We start from the raw sequence: 18,644 nt of genomic DNA, 5'->3' as shown, positions 1-18,644 counted from the left end.
TAAGAAATACATCTATCTCTAAAAAAGCTCTATTGTACCCCTGGATAGTTGCAGTAAATACATTTATTTTGAAGGGGGCACCATAAGCTGATTCAGCGTTCATTCGCAAGTGTGGTATCGGACAGAATGCTCAGGGGAAATCCCAAGCGTAACTATAATTCGAAGAAGACCTGCGGACTATTTCCTAAACGGCACTCTGGCTGCAAGTGATACGGACATTTCCATCCAGTCCTTCATTCCGGCTGAGGACGACAGTCACGCGATTGAAAAGGTGGAACAGCCGGCTAGGCGTTTAAAATACGGGCTTGATTATTTAAGAATTGGAGTATATACTTCTAACCAAGAAAGTGATTGATCAATAACCAACTATTGAGGCGTGAATTACTTTATCTACTTCATCAGAAAAGGAGGCATAAGGCCATCATGAACAAACAATCCAGTACGGTCCGGTCTAAGACAGATGAAGCGACCTCCGTTAACCGGCGGGAGCAGATTTTGGAGGCGGCGGTTGTGGCTTTTGCCGAACTTGGTTATTACCGGGCGACCACTGCACAGGTGGCGGAGAGAGTGGGTATCTCCCAGCCGTATATTTTCAAGCTGTTCAAGAACAAGGAGGAACTGTTTGTAGCCGCACTGGACCGTGCCTTTGAGCGGATTATCCGTACCTTTAGGAGTGTTGAGGCTCCGGCAGATCAGCTGCTTGCGGAAACAATCCGGGTATATGAACAATTGATGGAGACCCATCCTAATGAGATTCTTCTGCAAGTGCAGGCACTGGGCATCCGTGATGAAATGATCCTCCATGCGATGCAGAAGGGAATGCTTGAGGTCACCAATCTGGTTAAGGGGAAATTTGTGGCTGCCGGAATGGAGCATCCGGAGGTTGAGGTCAGCACCTTTATGGCCAACGGCATGCTGTGCAATATCGCAATGGCGCTGGGAATGCCGGAACTAAAGCCAAAGCATCTGTAAGCACCAGCGAGTACTAGGGTGAGTTTGGTTAGTGAGCAGGATCTAAGGGCGGAGTCCCTTAGATATTAATGAGTTTTAGTTAGTGATTAGCCAATAACAAAAGTGCCCTGTTAGAAACTAAAGTACTAAGGAGCAACGGTATCTCGAGCCGATTATCAACTGGTTAAATAGTCAATCACCAAGCAATAGTGTCCATCGGTATGCCGTATGGCCATATGGTTAAGTACCCGAATCGCTTAACGCCAATCTAATCGCCTAACGCCTATCTTACAGCCTATTCGCTATATCGCTAATCCATATCACCTTAAAGCCAATACGATTTCCTGATGGTTAACCCGTATCGCGTTCCGGACACCAGAGCTCTTATTTCGGTGAAATTGCCTGTTTGCGGCTGTGAACGGACCTCAGTGCAGCTATTGTTCACAATCGCACTCAATTTGTTGATTTTCACACTCAATAAGTGCATCTGGGTCCGAATGGAAGTCAAATAGACTCCGATCAGCAAGATAACGTCTCTCCAGTCCGGGACAGTCAGAAATCGCGAAAACATTAAGTTAGTGATCAATCACTACTGAATATGGCGAAACCCAAAGCCAAAATCCCAAAGCTGAAGCCCAAGAGCCAAGAGCCAAGAGCCAAGAGCCAAGAGCCAAGAGCCAAGAGCCAAGAGCCAAGAGCCAAGAGCCAAGAGCCAAGAGCCAAGAGCCAAGAGCCAAGAGCCAAGAGCCAAGAGCCAAGAGCCAAAAGCCAAGAGCTAGGGTCCCAAACCCAAACCCAAACCCAAACCCAAACCCAAACCCACTAATCAGGAGGTAATTAAAATGTTAAACAAAGCTGTCGTGTTAGGTGCAACCGGAGGAACAGGAATGGTCATTATTGCCGAGCTGCTGAAAAGAGGGGTGGAAACGATCGCCTTTGGGCGATCCCTGCCAAAGCTGGAGCAGCTTGCTGCGAAGCTGGGGAATCCAACAGGACTCCGCTTGAAGACCGGCGACGTATTTAAGGCGGGCGATGTACAGGAGGCCGCGCAGGGGGTTGATGTTATTTTCCACTGTGCTTCGGTGCCTTATCACGAGATGAGCACCAAGCTGCTGCCGATGGGGGAAGCGGTCTTGGAGGCGGCAAGCAAGCTAGGGACCCGGGTTGCTGCGGTAGACGGCATTTATCCGTACGGCAAAAGACGGAATGAGCAGCCGATCAGTGAGGATTATCCGAAGAATCCGCATACCCAAAAGGGAAAGGTCAAGTTTGAATTTGAGCGGATGTTCTTCAGCCCGCGCTGGAATCGGGCCAAAAGATTGATCGTTCGCTTGCCCGATTATTACGGTCCTACCGCCAACGAGGCATCGTATCTGGGCTCGACGCTGGAGGGGATTGCCGCCGGGAAACCGGCGATGTTCATCGGAAATATGAGCGTTCCGCGTGAATACGTTTATCTCCCGGATGCCGCAGTGATGATGGTGGAGCTGGCGGGCAGGGAGGAAGCGTACGGGCAGAATTGGAACATTCCAGGAGCGGGCATCATCTCGGGTAAAGAGATCGTCCGGATAGCCCGGGCGGCTAGCGGATCATCAAAACCGGTTATACCCGTCGGTGCCGCCGGCTTGTCGCTGCTGGGACTGTTCATCCCGGTCATGAAGGAGATTGTCGAGATGCTCTATTTAACGAAGGAGCCCCTTATTTTAAGCGGCAGCAAATATGAACGTACCGTTGGGCCGATTCCGGCCACACCGTTTGAACAGGGAATTACGGAAACGATCCGCGTGCTTAAGGCCCGGCAGGATAAATCTTTGTGAACACGCTTATAAAATACATCAAAGCCGCAGAAGATAGAAATAGTCAGGCCACTTGATCTGTGATACTATTTATTTCTATATACAAGAGGGAAGTGAGCACGAATGATCAGCATTACCATCCCGGCACCGGATGTTACGATTACCAAGCAGGAGAATCCTGTGCTGAGCCATATTTACGGATTTACGGATTTCCACCTGATTACGCGTGAAGCCGGCGGCATCTTTATGTTCTATAACGACAACGACGAGCTGTTGTTTGTAGGCAAGGCCAGAAAGCTGAGACCCAGAATCAAAAAGCATTTTGAAGATAACGTATCCGTAATGAAGCCCCATCGCGACGAAGTCACCAAGATTGAGGTATGCCTCGTTGAGGATCCGGTCGACAGAGAGATTTACGAAACCTACATTGTGAACAAGCTGAAAGCCAAGTACAATGTGGAGAAAGTCCTGTATAAATAGTGAATTTAGTGCAAAAGGCGTGGTCCAATGGGGCTGCGTTTTTTTTTGCGAAAAATTCGGAAACCGCGGAAATCCGGCCTATCGGCGTGGTTAATCCTTTCTGGGACAGCAAACTGGGTCTTTAGATGTATTTAGGAAAGTTAGATATTAAGGCTCACTTACATCCAGGACAAATCATCTATAATAAACTCGTATATGCTCGACATTTTTTGACATTTATAATGAGGTGATATATAGATGGCTGCTCCTTTTTTTAAGAAAAGAGACGCGGTGGACAAGACGCCGAAGCCGGGCATGGTTCAAAAGGTACAATTGGCGGAAAGTCCTCCTGAAGATTCGGAAAGCTATGAAAAGAGTGACAGCCAGAACAGCCTGATTTCGACGGGCAAAGCACAGCTGGACAAGAAATCACTGGATTTAATTTTTGCGGTTGAACAGATGATTCAGGACCGGACGCATGCCGAGACGAATAACCGTGAGCTTCAGGACCGGCTTGCGCATTCCAGCGGACATGTGGAGCGGTTGAACAAGGATCTCAAGAACCTCAATAAGGTGATTGAAGACCGGGAGAAGAACATTATGGAGCTGGAGCAGAAGCTGGTAGAGCGTAATCTGAAGGTGGATCAGGTGCTGGAGGATTACCGCGAGCTTCATATCACTTTTTCTGCAGAAATGGACGAACTCAAGAGCACCATTGACCTGGAGCAGCAAAAATACGTTAACCTTGTGCAGAAGCACAATGAGGTCCACGCGGAGAAGCTCAAGAAAATGAATGAGCTGGAAGAGAAGATCGGACGCCTGGAGACGGAAAATGGCCATCTTCGACAGAAATACGAAACGGTCCGGCAGGAGAAAGCCTACCTCTCCAGCATGATCAGCGATTTCACCAACCGGATGACAGCACCTTTTGGCGGCAGCAGCCTGCCTGCAGAGCGCAGTGATGAGAATGGGGATACATAATATTTATGCCAGTTGAGGAAAAAAGCGCCGCTCTGATGATAGAGTTGCTGTCGCTTGAGCACGGGCAGGACGGTTATCGGATGGAGGTAGGTCTAACCCGCAGCGGTGCCTTTACCAGACAAATGGTCCACATAGATGAACTTACATATCTGCAAATGAACGCACTCCCCCCTTTTGAAGGACAGCGGATTCGGCTGTCACTGTACGCGAAGTGGGATCCCTTCCGCCAGACACATTTCAGCTCGCTTATCAAAATGAACCGGACTTTCAGCGAAACGCTGTATTTCGCCTGCTCCGAAGAATATATCTCCTTACTTCATCGCTTGAAGCAGCCGGAATGGGTGGGTGCTGAACAGGTAAAGGACAAGGAGAAGGAAGAGGCAGCAGTGAGTCCTTCCCCAGCGGTAGCGGCAGTACCGAAACCGGTTAAGCGCAGCAGTTCCAGGGCTGGAGCCCGGTCGATTGCCCTGCGAGGACTTGTGTTGAGCCTTCTGCTGATCGTATTCTTGCTGCGTATGGACGATGGACTGTTCTCGGACAGTGCCGAAGCGAAGGTGGAAGTCACCCAGTCTGAGGCTGGTGCTCATAGTTCCGAGCAAGATGACACCTTGTCCGCTCCTTATACCCCTGTGGTGCGGCTGACTTCACTTGAGAGCAGTATAGCCGAGGCAGCCACGGTGCCAGTAGTGGATGAGAAAGAAGTGCAGAAGCTGCTGTACGAGGAGCTTGAGCTTGGCGGAGACAGCTATGAATACGCCTTGCCCAAGGGATATGTGGCGCTCTCCTTCGATGATGGCCCCTCGAAGTATACCAAGGAGATCGTGGATATTCTGCAGGCGGAAGGCATTGCGGCCAATTTTTTATTTATTGGACAGAATGTACTCCACTACCCTGAGGCAGTAATCTATACCGATGCACAGGGCATGGCGGTCGGCAATCATTCGTGGGATCACAGCGTCATGACCAGGAACAGCGGTGAAGAGAACCGGAACAATCTAAGTCAAGTTAACCATGCGCTGGCACAGCTCATCCAGTCTCCAGTAACGGTCTTCCGTCCTCCGTATGGAGCGGTAAATGAAGAGCTGGCGGCTGAAGTCGGCAGACAGCATATGAAGGTGTTGCTCTGGAACCGTGACCCTGAGGATTGGAAGGCGGACAGCCCGGAGGAGATTCTTCATTATTTCCGCGCAACCGATCCGTCGGGCGGCATCTATCTTTTGCATGAAAAAAGCATAACCGTAAAGATCCTCCCTGAAATCATCCAATATCTTAAGAGCAAAGGCTTGAAATTCGCCATCTTTAAATAATTTGCAGGGTTTGAGCGTATCCATCGTACATGGATACGCTTTTTAAATGCCCTACAACTAACTTAATATGTTGTTAGAAGAAGTGAAGAGACTCGCTGTTCTAGTCTCCGGAAAATTACCGGAGGGCAACGACCGGCAAGGCTGTCTGGATATAATGTGCATAGCCGGCTGCATACTGCTCCAGCTGTGTATCGGTAACTTCACGGATACGGGGCTGCAGGCCTGAAATTGTTAATATAACTGGGCTGCAGGCAGGGATTCCCCTTGTTTTAATATACGAAATTTGAGACAATAAGTAGATGTTGTTGGAAGAGTCCTGTCAAGGTAGAATAGATTGAACTTTAAAGTTTTGAAAAGAGGATATGAAATGAATAAAGAATCCATTTATGGATTAACATTGGATCAACTGGCGTCATGGCTATCGGAGCGCGGCCACAAAAAGTCCCGTGCAGCCCGGGTCTGGGACTGGATTTACCGCAAGCGGATTACGGATTTCACGGAGATGTCTGATCTGAATAAGGATTGTGTGCAGCTGCTGTCCGAGCATTATGTATTTCAAACGATGGATGAGCATGTGAAGCAGGAATCGGCTGACGGTACGATCAAGTTCCTGTTCCGTCTAAAGGACGGCAATCTGATCGAAACGGTACTAATGCGGCAGAAATACGGCTTGTCCGTCTGCGTCACCACTCAGGTCGGCTGCAATATCGGCTGCAGCTTCTGCGCGAGCGGACTGCTGGCGAAGAGCCGTGATCTGTCCAGCGGCGAGATTGTGGAGCAGATTATGAAGGTGCAGCAGCATCTCGATCAGGCCGGACTGGGGCAGAGGGTCAGCCATGTAGTAGTGATGGGGATCGGCGAGCCGTTCGATAACTTCGAACACCTGCTGAATTTCCTGACGATCATCAAGGACCACAAAGGGCTGGCGATTGCCGGCAAGGGCATTACCGTCTCCACAAGCGGTCTGGCCGACAAAATCAGAGAATTTGCTGATGCCAACATGCAGGTCAACCTGGCGATTTCTTTACATGCGCCGAATAATGAGCTGCGGACACGGATTATGAAGATCAACCGTGCGATTCCTATAGAGAAATTAATGCCGGCGATTGATTACTATCTGGAGAAGACGAACCGGAGAATTACGCTGGAGTACATTCTGCTGAAGGACATCAATGACCGTGAGGAGCATGCGCTGGAGCTGGCAGAACTGATCGGCGAGCGGCGTCAGCTGGCCAACGTCAACCTGATCCCATACAACCCGGTGGATGAACATAGTCAGTACCAGCGGAGCGAGCGGGAGTCGGTACGGGCCTTTTTTGACACGCTGAAGAAGCAGGGAGTCAGCGTCAGCACCCGGCTGGAGCATGGTACTGATATTGATGCCGCCTGCGGCCAGCTGCGCAGCAAGCAGATTAAGAAGACCAAGGACAGCAGCGCGGATAAGAACGGGGTAGTTGCCGGGTAAGGCTGGAGACCATTTCAACGGTTTGCGGACGGCCTGGTTAGCAGGACGTAATCCCTTCCATCACCTGCTAAGGATTTTTGTGATACAATAGCTTGGCAGTGATTAGGAAAGAAGGTATGCGTTGTGCTGACATTTACAAGCTACACCGTGGAAAATTTAAGAGACCCATTCGGTATTTTAAGCGGCAAGCGATATGAGTTCATGATTAACCTGGATGTGCCGGAAGAAGATGAACTGTACGAAGAGAACGGGGTATCGGCCCGCGTGATTTTCAAAGTTGAGGAAGAGAAGAGTGCCATCGTCAGTTACGATCTGCTGGAAACGACGACAGGCCGCGTTTTGGATTTCGATATGGAAGAGGACGAGGAAGCAGCACTGGCCTTGTTCTGTACAGAACATCTGCCGGAGTAAGGAAGTATGCAAGAGAACCACGGTGGCTATCTGAGGCAGTAAGACGGGTTCTGCATAGGAAAGGGGAGCTGCCAGCTATGGCAGCTCCCCTTTTTGCAACATTATAACGACTATAGGCAGCCGCTGACATAATAATGAATCTGTTTGTTCCACCAAGGCCAGTCATGGTTCACATCGTGGCCCCAATAGTCAAACCGGGCAGGGATCTCCTTGCGCTGCAGCAGTTCCTGCAACAGGCGGGTCTCATGAAGCATTTCGTCCTCATAATCGCCCTGGCCGACACAAATGATGATGTTGCTGTTCCTATATTGCTGCAGATAATAATCATCCTGAAGTCCCGGCAAATAGTGGAGCGGAGAGTTGAGATAGACGTTGTCGCTCATATAGTCGCCAAAGAAATAATAGGTGGAATAGACGCCGCTAAGGGCGATCAAGGTATCGAAATATTGCGGATAACGGAAAAAGAAGCTGGCACTGTAGTAAGCGCCCATGGAGCAGCCGGAGATGAGGATGCGCTGGTCACTGCCGCCATTGTTCCATTTGCTCTGGTGGAGAATGCCGGGGATCAGCTCCTGCGTGATGTATTTGTCATACTGCTCATGCCGTTGCACTTTGTCCTCGTGATTCCAGTGGGCAGAGAAGAAGGTCTCCTCATCAATGCTGTCGCAGGCCCAAATCTGCAGCTTGCCGGCCTCAATGAATTCCGAGAGCGTCTGGATTATGCCCGAATCTTCGTATTGATAGAATCTGCCGAGTGACGTAGGGAAGACCAGCATCGGTTTGCCGGCGTGGCCATATATTTTATACTCCATTTCCCTGTGCAAGTTATGGCTGTACTCCTTATGGTAGCTTGTCCTCATCCGTTAACACATCCTATCCCTCTTCTTGTTGAATATAGTTCACGATGTCTCTGACATCCTCTAATGCGGCGGAACGGAATTGATAGGCGCTGTTCCCCATAGCTCTGCTGAATACCTCTTCGATCTCGGCATAATTCACGATCTTGTCGCCATAGGTGCGGTAGATGTCTTCATGGCTGTGGGTGTAATGCTTATGCTTCTTGCGGCTGGCATAGCCGGTATAATATTTGCCTTCATAGGGTCCGCCAACCTCGTTGTGTGCGATCATGCTGGCCCATTCCTTATAGATGTCCACGTCGTATGAGAAGTTTATGGCATCAGTCATCCAAGCGCCTGGCGGACGCATATTCACTTCTAGGGCGATAATCCGGCCATCTTTATTCGACTTGAACAGCTCGATATGGAAGAAACGCTCTTTGATGTCAAAAGCCTTCAGAATGCTTCTGCCCGCCGCCTCAACCTCCGGACTAATCTCCCGCAGACAGAAATAGTACAGATGGTTATCGGTGTTGACGACCTCCATCACGCTGTTCTCGAACAGATGGCTTACGGCAAAGCGCACTTCACCATGGATATCGACCAGTCCGTCATAGGTCAGAATGACCCCGTCAATGAACTCTTCGATAATAAAGGGGACCTCAGCGGGTTTGGTGTCAAAAAATTGCTGCAGCTCATCCTCGTTATTGATCTTGTAAGTCATGCTGGCCCCGGAGCCGAGATCGGGCTTCACAACAAGCGGAAAGCCGGCTTCACGGATGAACGCATCGACGCTCTCCCGGGTGGTTCCGGTGGAGAACTGCACGGTGTTGACGCCGCTTTTGCGGAAAAATTCCTTCATCTTGGACTTCTGCTTCAGATTGTAGACGAAATCGGTCTTGGTGCCGTAAATGTTGAAGTCACTGCGGATGGCGGCATCCTGCTCCAGCCAATATTCGTTCAGTGACTCGAACCGGTCAATCTTGCCGTATTTATGTGTGAAATAGCCTACCGCCCGCAAGATCTCCTCGTAATTTTCCAGATCATTCACTTTGTAATACTCCGTCAGCGCGAGCTGCAGCTTGTCCTCCAAGTGTGCATATTCGGCATCACCAATCCCGAGCACCAGCACACCCTGACGCTGCAGCTGAGTACAGAAATCGGCACTGTTCCTCGGGAAATGAGGGGAAAAGAAAATAAAGTTCACGGCGATCAACCCCTTTGGCTGGAATATAATTCCGAGTTAAATTGTATGATTAATTTAATTTAATTTATCAGGTCCATCCCTATCCGTCAATGTTTTTGGAGAGTTAAGAGGGATTCATACTTCTTCGGCCTTGGCATCTTCGCATTTGTGCCGGGTAAAGGAGGAGGGGGTAATTTTCTTTTCTTCTTCGCATGTTTACGCAATATGGGGTAAAATACAATAAAGCAGGCAAAAATAGGAGTTGTAGAACATGTCTAAGTCCAATGAAGAAGTATTCTTGACTAAAGAAGGATTGGCTAAGTTAGAGGAAGAGCTTAGGGATCTGAAGACGGTAAAACGCAAGGAACTGGCAGCCCGCCTTAAGCTAGCGATCAGCTACGGGGACTTGAAGGAGAACAGTGAGTACCACTCTGCCAAGGAAGATCAATCGTTCATGGAAACCCGGATTATGATCCTGGAGAAAATGCTGACGAAAGCCCAGATCGTTGATTCGAGCAAAATGGATCTGAGTGCAGTCAGTGTAGGTTGCATCGTGATCCTGAATGACGTGGAATACTCCGAAAAAATCGAATATAGAGTGGTGGGCCCGGCTGAGGCTGATGTGCTCGACAACAAGATTTCTTATGAAAGTCCGCTGGGCAAAGAGCTGATCGGCAAAAAAGTGGGCGACATCATCAGCGTCAATGCCCCGATGGGCATCATAAAATATGAGCTGCTTGAAATCAAAATGCTGTAACAAACAAAATCCTCATCCCCTTGTCATTTCGCTGGGGATGAGGATTTTTGTTGTAGACAGGTGAGCGCATCTCCGGAATAACGGCATTACGGCGTAACGGCGGCCGGGGGAATGACGGAACGCAGCTTCCGGGACTGCGGCTCTGCCGCTTTCAGATCAGGCTATGGCCGCCGTCGATATGAAGTACCGTGCCTGTGGTGAATCCGTTATGGATCAGGTAAAGCACACCCTCAGCCACGTCCGCCGCGGTGCCTACACGCTGTACCGGCAGCTTGGCAGCTGTGCTGCTGTAAAAGGCATTCCGGGACTCCTCCGCCATCCCTGCCCGGGAAGGCGTGTCAATAATGCCCGGAGAGACGACGTTCACCCGCAGTGGGGCCAGCTCCAGGGCCAAGGTCCGGCCAAGATTTGCGACAGCAGCATTCACTGCGCCCAGCATGGAGGAGCCGATCATTGATTTGAACGCTACAACCCCCGAGAAGAGGGTAATGGAGCCATTGGGGTTCAGCATCGGAGCCGCATATTTGGCGGCATAATATTGGCCCCAGAATTTATTCTCGAACAGCGAGCGGGCAGTGCTTGTCGGCGTTGCCAGGAAAGGCCCGCCGCTTGTTTCGGCCGCACTGACAACCAGATGATCAAAAGTCCCGGTCTGCTCGAAGAACAGCCGCATCTGCTCCTCATCTGTCACATCCAGTATGTGTGAAGTTACTTTCGCCCCTGTACCGATGGCAGACTTGGCCTGTTCCAGCTTATGCCGGGAACGGCTGGCAATTACAATCTCCGCACCTTCCGCGGCGGCCCGTCTGGCCGTTTCCAAACCGATTCCCGAGCTTCCGCCGACAATAACTACTTTTTGTCCTGTTAACATCTCTTTTCCTCCTCAAAGGTTTATGGAGCATTACTTTCAGACATCCGCCGCAATAAAACTCGCTTCGGAAGCATCGCTAAGCATGTTGTGCTCTGTGAGGAGAGTATATGTCTATAACTTCCTTTTGGGAAGTAGTTACCTTATTGTTATACAGTTTCCGAAAGTATAGTTTTGTACGGCGGAAGGGTTGTCGGATTAAAGTTTTTTAGAGCGTGAGTCCGTATCGTTTAAGCTCGATAAAAATTCCTTCCAGCTGTTCCCCCTTCGTGGTCAGGGTATATTCTACGCGCGGCGGCACCTCCGGATATACTGTACGTTCCAGAATGCCATGGTTCTCCAGCTCACGGAGCCGCAGCGAGAGCGTCTTCGGGCTGATTCCCTCCAGGGATTTCAGCAGATCGCTGAAGCGCATCGTGCCTTCGATCAGCAGATCACGGATAATGAGAAAGGTCCATTTGGTCCCGATAACATCAAGTGTTTTGGCAATGGGACAGGGCTCGCCGGGAGTGCCCTTGGTTATAAAGACAGGCTCTGAATGGTTCATATTCAACTAGCCTCCTGAGTGAATACCAATTTTTCTTAATCATATCACTATACTATCTTTTGGGAAGTTATGTGCAGCCATAGGCAGTTTCTATTAAGCATATTGTTTCCATATCTTAGACGGACCTTGCTTCAGCAGGTATAGTAGGGAGTAACTATAGAACAGAGGAGTCCTGGCCCGTGATTGAGACTGTGTTGTCGACGTTATTTAAGGTCATAGTGCCGCTGTCCATTCCGGTCATCGCCGGAGCGCTGTTGGGCCGGTTCAAGAACCTCGATACGAAACCGCTGTTAACGCTCTATTTGTACTTTTTGAGTCCGGCGATCATCCTCGATACGCTGGCTACTGCAGAAATTTCCTTCGACGACGTCTATAAGACACTGTCGTTCTCCTTGCTGAATCTGTTTCTCTTATGGGGCCTGGCCAATGTGCTCGGGCGAATACTGAAGCTGGCTCCGGCGGAAGCCGCCGGACTAACACTGGTCTCCACGTTTACGAACAGCGTCAATTACGGGCTTCCGCTGGTGCTGCTGGCCTTCGGCCAGCTTGGCCTCGATAAAGCATCGGTCTATGTCATTGGCCAGATGGTAATCGTTAATACCATCGGCGTTTATTTCGCTGCGAGATCACAGTTCTCAGTGCGCAGCGCCGTTAAATCCGTGTTTTCGCTGCCGGCCATCTATGCGGCAATTCTGGCCTTGATGCTACGGGCGCTCGGCCTGCATATGCCGGATGAACTGGCATCCGGGGTCGCGATGGTGGCCGGGGCGTATTCGCCCGTGGTGCTTGCGATTCTGGGCGCGCAGATGGTCAAGGTCAAAGCGGCCCAGACAGAGCGCAATGTGCAGCTTGCCTTCTGGACCGGGATCACGGTCCGCCTTCTGCTGGCTCCGCTGCTTGCCGCACTCGTTTTGCTCCTGCTGAATATTACCGGCACCTTATTTTCGGTGCTGCTCATTCTGGCGTCCATGCCTGTCGCCGTCAATTCCGTCGTGCTGGCCGAACGGTTCAGCAGTTCTCCCTCCCTGGTATCCCGCTGCATTGTATGGACAACGCTGGCTTCTTTCCTTGTGCTGCCGGTGCTCATTGTGGTGGTCGGCGGCGTGTAACGAGCCGCGCTTCTGCCGCTCCTTTGCTACATTGATTTGTATATATTTAGCTAGATAAGGTACATGAAAGCCGATTCTATAATTGGAGTAACTATGGATTCCCAAAAAAATTTAGTTTAACCTATATATCTTTAATAATTCCGATTGTTGGAAAATCCATTAATAAATATAATAGTAGCAAATATAGTTATAGCCAGGAAGGGGAAGCTTAAATGATTCCATTAGATGATGTAGACAAATGCTACCCATTAATAAATGAGCGGGCACAACGTTTTTTGAGTGAGCAAGAACTGAAGCAATATCTCTCCCTCCCGCAAAACGAGGTTGAACACCAGCTTAAACTGTTGCTGGAAAGTCCGATTGCCCAATTTACCGTTGTAAATGAAGTCTACTTCAGAGCACGTTGGGCGGAGGTTTTTGAAGCACTGCAGTTGGGAGATGAACTGACATTATTGGAGGTGGCTTCCGGCGATGCAGATATGGTTCCCCAGGTCATGGCACGAACCCATCCGAACAGTACATACATAACGGCGAATATGAATAAAAGCCTCACCACCAGCTTGCTGCAGAAAACGCGGGGCCTTCCCCTGCATATGAAAATCATAGAGGACGATGCAGCTTATCTCGAACAACATCTGCCTTCCAGGTCAGTGGATCTTATCGTTTTTCAGCATGCGGTCAATGATATCATCCAGGCGATATTGTGCGGCCAGGCTGGAATCGACACCATACATACAGATTGGATGGAAACTCTGCCGGCCATGATCAAACTTCTTCAGCAGGAGGTTGCCTCAGGTACACTCGAAGTTCATGCCATGCAGCCTTTTATCACCTTGATCCACACTTTATTGATTTTTTTGCGAACAGATGGCATTATCGCTATGAATCATTATATGTTCCAATTAGACCTTGACTGGGGCTACCCGTTAGATTTGTTTGAGAATATCATCCCCCTGACCAGACGCTGGCTGAACGGGATTCAGGGTTGCGAAGAGATTTTTATTCCCGGTTTTGACCGGCAATGGTGGATCTTTTTGCAAAAAAGATAAGGATGTTTCACAATCGCGGTGGACCGTATCACAAGTAGGGGCAAGTTTTTCAGACAAAACGAAGCACTTTCGAACAGGAATTCTTTCAGCCGTTCTTCTAGACTGAATAATGAAAGGAGATGAGAGCGAGTGGAAACGCTTCGGTTGCTTCGGCAGGCGATTGATTACGTAGAAGAGAATTTGCAATCGAATATTGAGATCGACGATATCGCAAGGTCCGCGATGTCTTCGAAGTACCATTTTCAGCGGATATTCCATGCCTTGACGGGCTTTACGGTGACCGAGTATATGCGTAACCGAAGGCTCACGCTTGCGGCGGAAGATCTGGCAGGATCGGATAGTAAGGTCATTGATATTGCGCTGAAATATGGTTACGAGAGTCCTGAAGCATTTGCCAAAGCATTTCAACGGATGCATGGCGTAACACCACTTGCGGCAAAGAAAAAGAATGTGAAGCTCAAAGCGTTTTCTCGAATCTCCTTTCAAATTCAGATTAAAGGAGAAACAGAAATGAACTATCGTATTGTCGAGGAAAAGGCTTCAACAGCAATCGGCAAGGTCGTCATCATCAAGAAAGACCCTTTCACGGAGATACCGACTTTCGTAGAGGTAATTTGGAAGAATGGCACGCATGACCAGATTAACGAGACTGTTGGCAGGCCTGTAGGTTCTCTGTTAAATGGATATTACTTTGATTTCAGCGAGGATGGTACTAAGAGCTATATGACGGGTGTCGAGTTGCCAGAAGGAAGAGGAGTACCGGATGGGCTGAACATCCTTCAGATTCCTAATCAAAGCTACGCGGTATTCGATAGTCGAGAATCGATTCCAGACGACATGGAGATCGGGTTAGAAATCCTAAACGTCTGGAAACGAATTTATTCGGAGTGGTTCCCATCCTCGAATTTTGAACAAGTTGAAGGACCATGTATGGAGAAGTACTATTGGGTAAATGATGATCACACCGAATCGATTTGCGAAGTATGGATCCCGGTTAGAAGAAAGTCGTAATTTAATTTTAGGCCGCCATTATGGCGGTCTTCATTATATAAAAGATACTTGCCGTTACAGACAGCGTGGTGAACTGTATCACAAGTAGGGGCAAGTTTTTTGAAGAAAAGCTCGCAGGAACCAGTATTAGCATCATGCGGACCAAAGGAGCAGGGTAGGTAACACTCTGGTCGGAACGGTGCTAAACAGACTTCTGAGAGTTTTATTTGTGCTACAGAGGGCTGGTATTCGTTAGAACAGTACAATTTTATCCCTGGAGAGTGGGCTTACCCCGCTCCTTTCTTTTTGAACAAAGATTATAGTAAAGGCGTAACTCCGTTTGAAAGGAAATGAAAGCGGTTACTATTCTCCGCGATGGTCCTGGCAGTTGAATTGGCCAGGCATGCAGAAAGAGTAATCAAGGGTACCACCAAAAAGAGGAAAAGGGAGGGGGTTAATCAGCCGTAAAAAATGGGACTGGTTATACACTGTATTGGTTTCCCATGCTTAAGGAGCAGAATATTGCTTGAGGAGGCACTGTAACCATCACGGCAGCGGGCGACAGAATGCGATCGGGACCATTTTGGGAGAGGAGCGGTATTATCCGGTGTAAAAGTTGAAGTGAAAGATTGTTGCCCTTATCGTATAAACGTATAATTATGAGTGATTAAATGAGCACCCGTCAGGCGGAAGCTTGATCTACAAAAGAAAGGGTCATCCTGTGAAGGGTGGCCCTTTTCAAAACTGCCTTGCATACAGGAACTGTTGTAACTTACGGATATAAATTATATACATACTATCATTGTGGCAAACAAAGAAAACCTGGATATAGTCAACAGGAGGGTTCAAATATGTGGTTTGGGAAGAAAGAAACGCAACTGGATCGAATAAAAAACAAATTGAATCAAGCCATGCGCAAAGACACGGCTTTCTCGGAGTTTGGATCATCCTCACATCAATACAGGGTTAATGGGAAGCTTACAGCAAAAGAGCTGGCCGACTGGCAAGCCCACAATCAGGTCACACTTCCTGAGCCTTTCGCGCAGTTTTTAACGAAAGTCGGCAACGGAGGCGCCGGACCCTATTATGGAATTTATTCGATCGAAAAGGCAGCTTCCTATACCGAGCGCCAGGCGCTCCTTGCAGAATCTGTTCTGCATCCCGGGATGACCAAAGAGGAATGGAACCATCTGACGGAGCCCTTGACCAACGACGAGGACATCCCCGATGAGGAATACGACGACGCCCGTAATAAGGTGCTGGGCGGCATGTTGTGCATAGGCACCCAAGGCTGCGAATACGATATGTATCTCGTGCTTGAAGGGAAACACAGGGGGAGAATGGTGTACACCTCCGATTTTCATCCCGATCATCCCTTTTTCTTTGTCTATGAAGACAACTTTCTGGACTGGTATGAGCGCTGGCTGGATGAAATTATTCTGGATTATGATAACGGGTGGTTTGGCAGTCGAATGCCGGGTGACGAGAATGCGCTGATCCAGATTTATCAGAGCGCTCCAAACGAAGAAATCCAGGCAAAAGCGCTGGATGGAATGTTTAAGTTTAAGAAAACCTCCCAGACAACCCTTGATTTTTTGAAAAATGTTGCGGAGCAAAGTCCAAAAAATCGTGCCGCAGCAATTTCGCTAATCTGCAAAACTTCTTTTGACGCGGGTAGAAAATATCTTCTGGAGCTGTTGCAAGCGGATGGGCATGAGGGTTTTCTGCAAGCTTTAAGGATTCTGCATGCTTCCAGTAAAACTGTGGATTTAACGGAATTTATTCCAGTGATCTTGCAAAGGCTTGACAGGATTCACGACCCGGAAACGTTGCGTTATGCAGGGTATATCCTGGAAGATTACGGTGCGATTACTCTCCCGAACTTTGCGCCTTTCTTGTGTCACGCCGACCCGAAGATGCAAACCACTGCCATCTATGCCGCGCGCAGTTGCGAGAACAAGCAGGGAAGCTGGGAGATCATTGAACAGATGTTGATGGGGGGCGGCCCGCAGGTTCTGAATAACTCGATTTTATACTGGGGCATTATTCCACATGAGAAGTTGCTGCCTTACTATAAGGCGGTATGGCCGGAGTATAAAAGCAATCCGAATTTCAGAGAGAAATTTATCGGTTGTTTGCGGGAACTGCATTTGCCAGATGATTACTTCGACAAAGACGAATCGTGAGAATCGTAATCCATATCGAAATAGAGAATGTCAGTTCAATCTTTCCATGAAGAGGCCATCCCGTGCAAGGGAGGGTCCTTTCTTGCTGTTTGGACCCACTTGTCACTGTCTCCGGCAACACAAGTGCAACCAATCCTACGAACTTTCTACTATATAGATAAGAGGGATAAGATTTGTAAAGGAGAATACCGGATGGAAGACCAGGGAATAGTTCGCCTATACTTACAGCGTTCGCAGCAAGCCATTTTAGAGACTAAGAATAAATATGGGGCATACTGCAGAGTGATTGCAAGAAACACACTTTCCAGTTATTCGGATGTTGAAGAGTGTGAGAACGATACATACTTAGGAGCATGGAATGCAATACCCCCAAATGTGCCTAGGAAGTTCCCTGTATTTCTAGGGAGGATCACACGTAATATTGCGCTTGATAAACATGGTTATAACACAGCGAAAAAGCGCAATCGTGAGTTTGAAGTTATTTTAACTGAATTAGAAGAATGTTTAGCTTCCCCTGATACTGTAGAAACAGAGTATGAAGCAGGTGAGATAGCCAATATAATCAATCAATTTTTATATGCCGTAGATGAGCAAGCAAGAAATTTATTTATTGGGAGGTACTGGTACTCCTATTCAATAAAGGATCTTTCTATGAGATTTAATATGAGTAGTAGTAAAGTGAAGTCCATTTTATTTAGGTTAAGAAATAAACTTAAAGTTTATCTGGAGAAAGAGGGGGTTAACCTATGAAAAGAGAAGAGTTATATAGAGAGATCGGATTAATTGATGAGAACTTAATTGAAGCGGCCGAGCACAGTGGAACAGAGAAAAGGAAAAAAAGTATTTCTAAAAAGTGGGTTGTTTTGGTTGCCTGTCTTATCCTTTATAGTTCAACCGCTTCAGCTCTATTGGCAACAGAATATTATAAAAATCAAAATTCAGAGCCTTATATACGTTACTTAAGAGCTGAAGACATGGAGTTAGTACCTGTTACTCAATATGATGCGGAAAAATTTCTACACGCTTTAAAAAGTGATAATGAGGAACATGTATATATTGCTATTAATAGGCTAGTAGAATGCTTTAATAATCAAAAGTTGAGAGAAAAAGCGTTAAAGGAACTCCAGCCATTTTTAGAAAATGATAATCAAAAAATCGCCGATTCGGCTGCTTTCGCTATAGATATTCTGTCAAAAAGTTACCGGAGCCCTTATATTTTTAAGTTGGCAGACGGAAGTATATTGTTTACATTATTTAATAATTATTCGGATTATGGAAGTCAAAATGTCCTATGGAGGATAAAAGACAATGTGCTTAAAGAATATTCAAGTTTTTCGCCACCATCTATGTATATTACAGATATTATTCCTTCACCCAATAAGAAGTTAGTTGCGATAGTGACATGCTCTAATAAAAGTGAATTCGTTCAAATTATTAATATTGAAGAGGGAATGACAAGTCCAGAGTTAGTAGAATCTGCAAGAGTCAAATATGGTGCACAAAAAGAATTAGATACATGGATTCGCACAGATTATGAGAATTATAGCTATGCAGATAAAATAGTGTGGAAAGACAATGATACTTTAGAGTTTGAGGGCTCTCTTGCATATCAGGATACTGCGATTATAGAAAATGTTACTGTAGCGTATCAGTTTAGTAAAAAGGTAATAGAAGTAAAAGGACTTAGTGAGTCTAGATGAGAAGTAATTATAGGAAAATCTTGAAGTTTTCAAGGAGAGGGAGATA

At 47.7% G+C, this 18,644-nt stretch carries 18 protein-coding genes; 14 read left to right on the top strand and 4 right to left on the bottom strand.

All coding sequences use genetic code 11. The features are described 5' to 3' along the window. Positions 1-423: 423 nt before the first annotated feature. From ACQ76X_RS31775 to ACQ76X_RS31745, 7 genes are all read left to right on the top strand, one after another. Positions 424-972 carry a TetR/AcrR family transcriptional regulator gene (locus tag ACQ76X_RS31775; protein WP_438497744.1) on the top strand — a complete coding sequence of 183 codons (549 nt, stop codon included), beginning with the start codon at positions 424-426 and terminating at the stop codon, positions 970-972. Positions 973-1,793: 821 nt separating this feature from the next. Then, on the top strand, positions 1,794-2,768 hold the full coding sequence (locus ACQ76X_RS31770) for an NAD-dependent epimerase/dehydratase family protein (RefSeq protein ID WP_438497743.1): 975 nt from the start codon (positions 1,794-1,796) through the stop codon (positions 2,766-2,768). Between the two features lie 102 nt (positions 2,769-2,870). After that, positions 2,871-3,227 (top strand): nucleotide excision repair endonuclease, encoded by a 357-nt coding sequence (locus ACQ76X_RS31765; RefSeq protein WP_038597878.1) that lies wholly within the window; start codon positions 2,871-2,873, stop codon positions 3,225-3,227. Between the two features lie 237 nt (positions 3,228-3,464). Then, complete coding sequence (locus tag ACQ76X_RS31760) at positions 3,465-4,187, top strand: hypothetical protein (protein WP_038597876.1); 723 nt, start codon at positions 3,465-3,467, stop codon at positions 4,185-4,187. Positions 4,188-4,192: 5 nt separating this feature from the next. Beyond that, complete coding sequence (locus ACQ76X_RS31755; RefSeq protein ID WP_438497741.1) at positions 4,193-5,494, top strand: polysaccharide deacetylase family protein; 1,302 nt, start codon at positions 4,193-4,195, stop codon at positions 5,492-5,494. Between the two features lie 367 nt (positions 5,495-5,861). Continuing rightward, positions 5,862-6,959: a 23S rRNA (adenine(2503)-C(2))-methyltransferase RlmN gene (rlmN, locus tag ACQ76X_RS31750; RefSeq protein ID WP_438497740.1), complete on the top strand. Its 1,098-nt coding sequence runs from the start codon at positions 5,862-5,864 to the stop codon at positions 6,957-6,959. Positions 6,960-7,082: 123 nt separating this feature from the next. Next, positions 7,083-7,370 carry a DUF6509 family protein gene (locus ACQ76X_RS31745; RefSeq protein ID WP_038597869.1) on the top strand — a complete coding sequence of 96 codons (288 nt, stop codon included), beginning with the start codon at positions 7,083-7,085 and terminating at the stop codon, positions 7,368-7,370. A 110-nt stretch (positions 7,371-7,480) separates the two neighbouring features. Here ACQ76X_RS31745 and ACQ76X_RS31740 read toward each other — a convergent pair whose 3' ends face one another. Then, the gene (locus ACQ76X_RS31740) at positions 7,481-8,230 is read right to left on the bottom strand and encodes an esterase family protein (protein ID WP_438497739.1); all 750 of its coding nucleotides are present in this window, start codon (positions 8,228-8,230) and stop codon (positions 7,481-7,483) included. Between the two features lie 13 nt (positions 8,231-8,243). After that, complete coding sequence (locus ACQ76X_RS31735; RefSeq protein WP_342437622.1) at positions 8,244-9,413, bottom strand: ATP-grasp domain-containing protein; 1,170 nt, start codon at positions 9,411-9,413, stop codon at positions 8,244-8,246. A 250-nt stretch (positions 9,414-9,663) separates the two neighbouring features. Here ACQ76X_RS31735 and greA point away from each other — a divergent pair, with 250 nt between their 5' ends. Then, entirely contained in the window at positions 9,664-10,149 is a 486-nt protein-coding gene (gene greA / locus ACQ76X_RS31730) for a transcription elongation factor GreA (protein WP_038597863.1), read from the top strand. Between the two features lie 151 nt (positions 10,150-10,300). On the opposite strand, the gene ACQ76X_RS31725 is transcribed toward greA, so the two are convergent. Both ACQ76X_RS31725 and ACQ76X_RS31720 read right to left on the bottom strand, forming a co-directional pair. Next, a complete protein-coding gene (locus ACQ76X_RS31725; protein WP_438497738.1) occupies positions 10,301-11,020 on the bottom strand; it encodes an SDR family oxidoreductase in 720 nt (239 codons plus the stop codon). Positions 11,021-11,225: 205 nt separating this feature from the next. Beyond that, entirely contained in the window at positions 11,226-11,564 is a 339-nt protein-coding gene (locus ACQ76X_RS31720) for a winged helix-turn-helix transcriptional regulator (RefSeq protein WP_438497736.1), read from the bottom strand. 179 nt (positions 11,565-11,743) lie between these two features. On the opposite strand from ACQ76X_RS31720, the gene ACQ76X_RS31715 reads away from it, so the two are divergent. The 6 genes from ACQ76X_RS31715 (at position 11,744) to ACQ76X_RS31690 (ending at position 18,598) form a co-directional block, all read left to right on the top strand. Next, positions 11,744-12,673, top strand: a complete 930-nt coding sequence (locus tag ACQ76X_RS31715) for an AEC family transporter (RefSeq protein ID WP_438497735.1) — start codon at positions 11,744-11,746, stop codon at positions 12,671-12,673. A gap of 212 nt (positions 12,674-12,885) precedes the next feature. Further along, positions 12,886-13,722: a hypothetical protein gene (locus tag ACQ76X_RS31710; RefSeq protein WP_438497734.1), complete on the top strand. Its 837-nt coding sequence runs from the start codon at positions 12,886-12,888 to the stop codon at positions 13,720-13,722. A gap of 129 nt (positions 13,723-13,851) precedes the next feature. Next, entirely contained in the window at positions 13,852-14,733 is an 882-nt protein-coding gene (locus ACQ76X_RS31705) for an AraC family transcriptional regulator (RefSeq protein ID WP_438497733.1), read from the top strand. Between the two features lie 830 nt (positions 14,734-15,563). After that, on the top strand, positions 15,564-16,898 hold the full coding sequence (locus tag ACQ76X_RS31700) for an SMI1/KNR4 family protein (RefSeq protein WP_438497732.1): 1,335 nt from the start codon (positions 15,564-15,566) through the stop codon (positions 16,896-16,898). A 192-nt stretch (positions 16,899-17,090) separates the two neighbouring features. Then, positions 17,091-17,648 carry an RNA polymerase sigma factor gene (locus tag ACQ76X_RS31695; RefSeq protein WP_438497731.1) on the top strand — a complete coding sequence of 186 codons (558 nt, stop codon included), beginning with the start codon at positions 17,091-17,093 and terminating at the stop codon, positions 17,646-17,648. Then, a complete protein-coding gene (locus ACQ76X_RS31690) occupies positions 17,645-18,598 on the top strand; it encodes a hypothetical protein (protein WP_438497730.1) in 954 nt (317 codons plus the stop codon). The genes ACQ76X_RS31695 and ACQ76X_RS31690 overlap by 4 nt, the downstream gene beginning before the upstream one ends. The last annotated feature ends 46 nt before the right edge of the window (positions 18,599-18,644 follow it).

The sequence above is a fragment of the Paenibacillus sp. IHBB 3054 genome, from assembly GCF_051594305.1.
GTDB lineage: Bacteria > Bacillota > Bacilli > Paenibacillales > Paenibacillaceae > Paenibacillus_AQ.
Note: the sequence above shows the minus strand (reverse complement) of the source record. Positions and strands in the feature narration are given on the sequence as shown.